Raw genomic sequence first — 6285 nt, forward strand, 5'->3', positions numbered from 1 at the left:
TGCCTTAAATGAGCTAGAACATATCTAGCGATCGACGCCCACCGTGGCAGCGATCGCACCCGAGCCGCCAATGTCTGGGCGGGTCGGTCTTGCCCCCCGCCGGGAGGATGAATGCACGGACTGCTGCCCGCGCTGAAACGCGGCTTCAAGAGATGGATCGGCTGGCGACGGCTTGGAATCGCCGCGAGCGTCGTCATCATCGCCTTCGCGATCACGACGCTTGTGCGCACCCTCAAGGGCATCGATACCGGCGTCATCCTGACGGCGTTAACCGAGATTCCCCGCGGCAATATCGGGCTGGCGGCGATCTGCGTGTGCTTCGCGTTCTGTACGCTGACCTTCTACGATTTTTTTGCACTGCGAACGATCGGCAAGAAGCACGTGCCCTACCGCATCGCAGCGCTCTCCAGCTTCACGTCCTATTCGATCGGCCACAATATCGGTGCAACCGTGTTCACCGGCGGTGCGATCCGCTTCCGGATCTATTCGGACTACGGGCTGAACGCGATCGACGTCGCGAAAATCTGCTTCCTCTCCGGCCTGACCTTCTGGCTCGGTAACATCTTCGTGCTCTCGATCGGCATGGCCATCCATCCGGACGCCGCCTCCTACATGGATCAGCTGCCGTCGTCGATCAACCGGCTGATCGCGCTCGGCGGTCTCGCCTCGATCTGCGCCTATCTGGTCTGGCTCTGCATGGGCGAGAAGCGCCGGGAGCTCGGCCAGAAGGGCTGGAAGGTGGTGCTGCCGTCGGCGCCGCTGACGCTGGTGCAGATCCTGATCGGCGTGGTCGATCTCGGCTTCTGCGCGCTGGCGATGTACCTCTTGGTGCCGGCCAGCCCGCCGATCGATTTCCTGTCGCTCGCCGTGGTGTTCATCCTGGCGACGCTGCTCGGCTTTGCCAGCCATGCCCCCGGCTCGATCGGCGTGTTCGATGCCGCCATGCTGGTGGCGCTGCCCGAATTCGGCCGCGAGCAGTTGCTGGCGACCCTGTTGGTCTTCCGCATCCTCTATTTCGTGATCCCGTTCGGTCTCGCCATCTCCATCATGGGCGCGCGCGAGCTCTGGATGAACGTCGTGGAGCCCTGGCAGGAGCGCCGGCGGCTGGCCGAGGCCTGCGCGCAGACCAACCTGCCCAAGCAGGTGGCAGCGATGGAGCGCGAACGGTCGCTGCGGCAGGCCAGCAAACGGTAGGATCAGCAAGCCCCAGGCCGCTGGACGGCGGCCTGCAAAACCGTCAGACAAAGGGTGCAGGCGGGGGAACAGTTGCTCTCTTATTTCCGCCTCAACTTTGCCGTTGAAGACGCGGGCCATGATCCCTGTATCCCTTCGTCCTTTTCTCGCTGGCGTCCTGCTGCTTGCCGGGCTGCTCACCGCCTTGCCGCTCGAGCGCGCGGCCGCACAGGACGCGGGCGCCATGCAGATCAGCTGGGAGGTGCGCAACCGTTTCCGGCTGTTCCGCGAGGATCGCGACTTCCTGCTTCATGTCGAGAACGCGCGCAACCGCAGCATCCTCGCCGCCGAGCAGTCGCTGGAGATCCAGAGCGAAGGCCGCGGCTGGGCCCGCAACATGGTCAACCGGCTCTGCATCGACCTCCAGGGCCGGCTCAATCAGCCCTGCAATCGCGACAACGTGAAGGAAAACTACATCACCCCGGCCGACCACCCCGTCACCGTGCGCCTGGCCGGCGCGGTGCCGGTCGGAGCCACCTGTGCCTGGTCGTTCGATGACGGCGACGGGCCGCAGACCTCGACCTTCGACTGCGCAGAGCCGATCAATCTGCGCGTCCGCTACGGCAAGCAGACGGTCGCAACCGTCGACGTCTCCTCCGGCTCCGATCCGACCCAGCGTATCCAGACCGAGATCCAGGTCCGCGACGTCTTCATCGCCGGCCTGGGCGACAGCATCGCCTCGGGCGAAGGCAATCCGGACCGGCCGCTGGCCTTGTCCGACGAAGGCTTCTGCTTCCGCTCCTATCTCGGCACCGCCGGCGCGCAGTACTACCGGCCGAGCCGCGCCGGCTACAAGGGCGGGCGCGCCTGCGAGGCGCCCGATACGCTCGCCAACTGGCAGCGCTACGGCGCGCTCTGGCTCAACTCGTCCTGCCACCGCTCGCTCTACAGCTACCAGACCCGCACCGCGCTCGCGCTCGCCGTGCGCTACACCCACATCGCGGTGACCTTTCTGCCGCTCGCCTGCACCGGCGCCAGCATCGGCGACGGGCTGCTCGGCTCGCAGCGCGCCCGCGAGTGCCTGCCCGGCAAGAACGGCACCTGCCAGACCAGCGTGAGCGCGCAGGTCGCCGAGCTGCGCGAAGCGCTCGCCGCCGCCAAAAAGCGCCAGCCGGACCGCACGCTCGACCTCGTGCTGCTCTCGGTCGGTGCCAATGATGTCTACTTCTCCGGTCTCGTCGCCGACGTCATCGTCGACACCGCGACCGAGCGCGCGCTGTTCCGCCGCTCCGGCGTGATGGCGAGCGTCGACGAATCCCGCGATGCGCTGGCGCGCGAGCTGCCGCAGAACTTCGTCAAGCTGCGCGAGGCGCTGAAGCCGCTCGTCGGCGGCGACCTCTCGCACGTCGTCTACGTCTCCTATGCCAATCCGGCGCTCGCCGATGGCGGCGTGCCCTGCCGCGGCGGCCGCGCCGGGTTCGACATCCATCCGTCCTTCAACGCCGATCCGCAGCGTCTCGCTCGCGTCTCGACCTTCGTCGACACCGAATTCCTGCCGCAGCTGAAGGGCCTCGCCACCTGCACGCGCGGCGCGCTGTGCCGCGATCCCGAAGCCGATCGCATGACGTTCGTGGACTCGCACCAGGCGGCGTTCGCCGATCACGGCTTCTGCGCCCATGCCGGCAACGATCCCGAATTCGACCGCACCTGCTTCGCCGAGAACGGCCAGAGCTTCAATCCGGACATTGTCAGCGCGGCCAGCCAGCCGATGCTGTGCGGCCGCGGCGCCTCGGAGTACCGCGCCTATCTGCCGCGTGCGCGCTGGATCCGCGACGCCAATGACAGCTATTTTGCTGCGATGACCTATCCGCAAGGCTTGCCGGCCGCGAGCCAGCCGACCGACATCCACGATGCGACCTGGGGCGTGCTCTCCGCCGTCTATGGCGGCGCCGTGCATCCAAGCGCCGAAGGCCACGCCGCGATGGCCGACGCCACGCTGCCGGCCGCCAGCGCCGTGCTCGGGCTGGACGCCGTGCCGCCGCCGGTGACGCGGGGATTGCTGCCGCAGCTGCTGCCGAGCGCGCGGCAGTAGCCGACGCTGTCTCTTTCCACGCGTCGTCCTGGCGAAAGCCAGGACCCATTACCACCGAGCGCAATTTGGCGAAGATTGATCATTGCCAGCGCGCGCCACAACTTCCTCCTGGGGTAATGGGTCCTGGCTTTCGCCAGGACGACGATTGAGTGCGTGGCGCGCGCGTTCGCCATCACCACGCACCGTTCCCGCCGCCTGCCGTTCCATCGATCCAAAAACGGTATCGATCGATACTCCCTTCAACTTGGACACTTTGCCGCGCGCGCCTCTAGGAGTCGTGTTGAGGAAACGTTTCAAATTGCAAGGAGGCGCATGATGAGCGCAGTTGTGTCCGCAGCGGACGTGAGGAGGTCTCGCGTCAGGCTGTTCATCGTGACCATGTTGTTCCTGGTCACGACCGTCAACTATGCCGACCGCGCCACGCTCTCGATCGCCGGCCCCGCGCTCTCCAAGGAGCTCCATCTCGATCCCGTCGCCATGGGCTACATCTTCTCGGCCTTCGGCTGGTCCTATGTGATCGCGCAGGTGCCGGGTGGCTGGCTGCTCGACCGCTACGGCTCGCGCCTCGTCTATGCCTTCAGCATCATCGTCTGGTCGCTGTTCACGATGATGCAGGGCTGGGTCGGCTTCTTCAGCGCCGGCACCGCCATCATCGTGCTGTTCGGCCTGCGTTTCCTGGTCGGCATCGCGGAAGCGCCCTCCTTCCCCGCCAACGCCCGCATCGTCGCGGCCTGGTTTCCCGGCAACGAGCGCGGCACCGCGTCGGCCTTCTTCAATTCCGGGCAGTATTTCGCGACCGTGATCTTCGCGCCGCTGATGGGCTGGATCGCGCACGACTACGGCTGGCGCTACGTCTTCTTCGTGATGGGTGCGCTCGGCGTGATCATGGGCCTGGTCTGGATCAAGACCATCTACGGCCCGAAGGAGCATCCCGGCATCAACGAAGCCGAGTTCGATTAYATCAAGGAGGGCGGCGCGCTGGTCGACCTCGACGCGCCCAAAGACGACGTGAGGCACGAGCGCGCGCCGGACTCCGGCTCCGGCTGGGACCACATCCGCCAGCTCCTCTCCAACCGCATGATGCTCGGCGTCTATCTCGGCCAGTACTGCATCAACACGCTGACCTATTTCTTCCTGACCTGGTTCCCGGTCTACCTCGTCAAGGAGCGCGGGCTGTCGATCCTGCAAGCCGGCTTCGTCGCGACGCTGCCGGCGCTGTGCGGCTTCATCGGCGGCGTGCTCGGCGGCATCATCTCGGACGCGATCCTGCGCAAGACCGGCTCGCTGACCATGGCGCGCAAGATTCCGATCGTCGGCGGCATGCTGCTGTCGATGTCGATCATCGCCTGCAATTATGTCGACGGCCAGGCGCTGGTGGTCGGCTTCATGGCGCTCGCCTTCTTCGGCAAGGGCATCGGCGCGCTCGGCTGGGCGGTCGTCTCCGACACCTCGCCGAAGGAAGCCGGCGGCGTCTCCGGCGGCCTGTTCAACACCTTCGGCAACCTCTCCTCGATCACCACCCCGATCGTGATCGGCTACATCCTGGCTGCGACCGGCTCGTTCAACGGCGCACTGCTGTTCGTCGGCGCCAACGCGCTGGTCGCCGCGTTCGCCTATCTCGTGGTCGTGGGCAAGATCGAGCGGGTGGTGCTCAAACGTTCCTCCTGAGCGCTCCGAGATCATCGGAGCGGACCAGGCAACTTACGGCGGCTCCCACAGCCGCCGTCTTTGTTTCGGGGATGATCGATGCTAGAAGTGCCGGGGAAACGCCTTATTCATCTAAGGCATGTATCGATGTTCGACCTCAACCAGCTCCGCTGTTTCGTCACGGTGGCCGAAGAACTGCATTTCGGCCGCGCCGCCGCGCGGCTGAACATGACCCAGCCGCCGCTGTCGCGGCAGATCCAGGTGCTCGAGCACATCATCGACGCGCCGCTGCTCGAGCGCACCAGCCGCTCGGTCCGGCTGACCCCGGCCGGGCGCAGCTTCCTGCCGGAGGCGCGGCGCATCCTGAAGCTCGCCGAAAGCGCCTCGCAGGTCGCCCGCCGCATCGCGCTCGGCAAGACCGGCTCGCTGAAGATCGGCTTCACGGCGGCTGCCGCCTACGGCTTCCTCCCGGAACTCGTCGCCGCCTGCCGCGCCAAGCTGCCCGAAGTCGATTTCTCGCTGAAGGAGATGGTGTCCGGCGATCAGTTCGAGGCGCTCAGCTCCGGCCAGATCGACGCCGGGCTGTTGCGGCCGCCGATCGCGCGCCCCGAAGTGGCCAGCCGCCGCGTCGTCGCCGAGCCCCTGCTGGCCGCGATCCCCAAGAAGCATCCGCTGGCGAGCGCCGAGAGCGTCACCATCAAGGATTTCGACGACCAGCCCTTCGTGATGTATTCGCCCTATGAGAGCCGCTATTTTCACGACCTGCTGGTGGCGCTGTTCACCCGCGCCGACGTGCTGCCGCGCTACGTCCAGCACCTGAGCCAGATCCACTCGATCCTCGCCATGGTCCGCGCCGGCCTCGGCCTCGCCATCGTGCCGGCGGCGGCGGCGAGCCTGAAGATCGCCGACGTCCGCCTGCGGCCGCTGAAGCTGCGCAGCCGCGTTCCAGTCGAGCTGTTCATGGTCTGGCGCCGCGACGACGAGAATCCGCTGCTCTCCGCCCTGGTGAAGATCGCGAGCGAATTGTCCTCGGCCGAGATGGTGGAAGATTGATGCTGAATCCGCATCGGTCGATATAGGCTTTGGCTTGGACGCGCATCGAACGGTCTCCTAAACAACGGCGCATGGACGTGCGGCTTCAGTTGCGTCCGCGACAACACTAGAGAAGGGAGCAGCGCCCATGAGCAAGATGACCCCGCAGGAAATGGCCCAGAAGATCGGATCGGGCCTCCTGTCCTTCCCCGTCACGCCGTTCAAGGCGGATTACTCGTTCGACGAGGCGACCTACCGCGCCAACATGGACTGGCTGTGCGGCTATGACGTCGCTGTTCTGTTCGCCTCCGGCGGCACCGGCGAGTTCTTCTCGCTGACGC

General features: G+C 66.1%; 5 protein-coding genes. All 5 read left to right on the top strand.

Features of this window, described 5'->3' with window-relative positions:
• Positions 1 to 111 precede the first annotated feature (111 nt).
• Positions 112 to 1194 carry a lysylphosphatidylglycerol synthase transmembrane domain-containing protein gene (locus tag ACXJL8_RS04810; protein ID WP_456622070.1) on the top strand — a complete coding sequence of 361 codons (1083 nt, stop codon included), beginning with the start codon at positions 112 to 114 and terminating at the stop codon, positions 1192 to 1194.
• 118 nt (positions 1195 to 1312) lie between these two features.
• Positions 1313 to 3265, top strand: a complete 1953-nt coding sequence (locus tag ACXJL8_RS04815) for a hypothetical protein (RefSeq protein ID WP_456622071.1) — start codon at positions 1313 to 1315, stop codon at positions 3263 to 3265.
• Between the two features lie 315 nt (positions 3266 to 3580).
• Entirely contained in the window at positions 3581 to 4933 is a 1353-nt protein-coding gene (locus ACXJL8_RS04820; protein ID WP_456684682.1) for an MFS transporter, read from the top strand.
• Positions 4934 to 5059: 126 nt separating this feature from the next.
• Positions 5060 to 5965, top strand: coding sequence for a LysR substrate-binding domain-containing protein (locus tag ACXJL8_RS04825; RefSeq protein ID WP_456622073.1), 906 nt, complete (start codon positions 5060 to 5062; stop codon positions 5963 to 5965).
• A gap of 127 nt (positions 5966 to 6092) precedes the next feature.
• Positions 6093 to 6285 (top strand): dihydrodipicolinate synthase family protein (locus tag ACXJL8_RS04830; RefSeq protein ID WP_456684683.1); only part of this gene is annotated, 193 nt, incomplete at its 3' end.

Source organism: Bradyrhizobium sp. P5_C11_2 (genome assembly GCF_054049755.1).

Coding starts and splice junctions, on each gene's coding strand:
- ACXJL8_RS04810 (WP_456622070.1), top strand. CDS start 112: ATGCACGGACTGCTGCCCGCGCTGAAACGCGGCTTCAAGAGATGGATC.
- ACXJL8_RS04815 (WP_456622071.1), top strand. CDS start 1,313: ATGATCCCTGTATCCCTTCGTCCTTTTCTCGCTGGCGTCCTGCTGCTT.
- ACXJL8_RS04825 (WP_456622073.1), top strand. CDS start 5,060: ATGTTCGACCTCAACCAGCTCCGCTGTTTCGTCACGGTGGCCGAAGAA.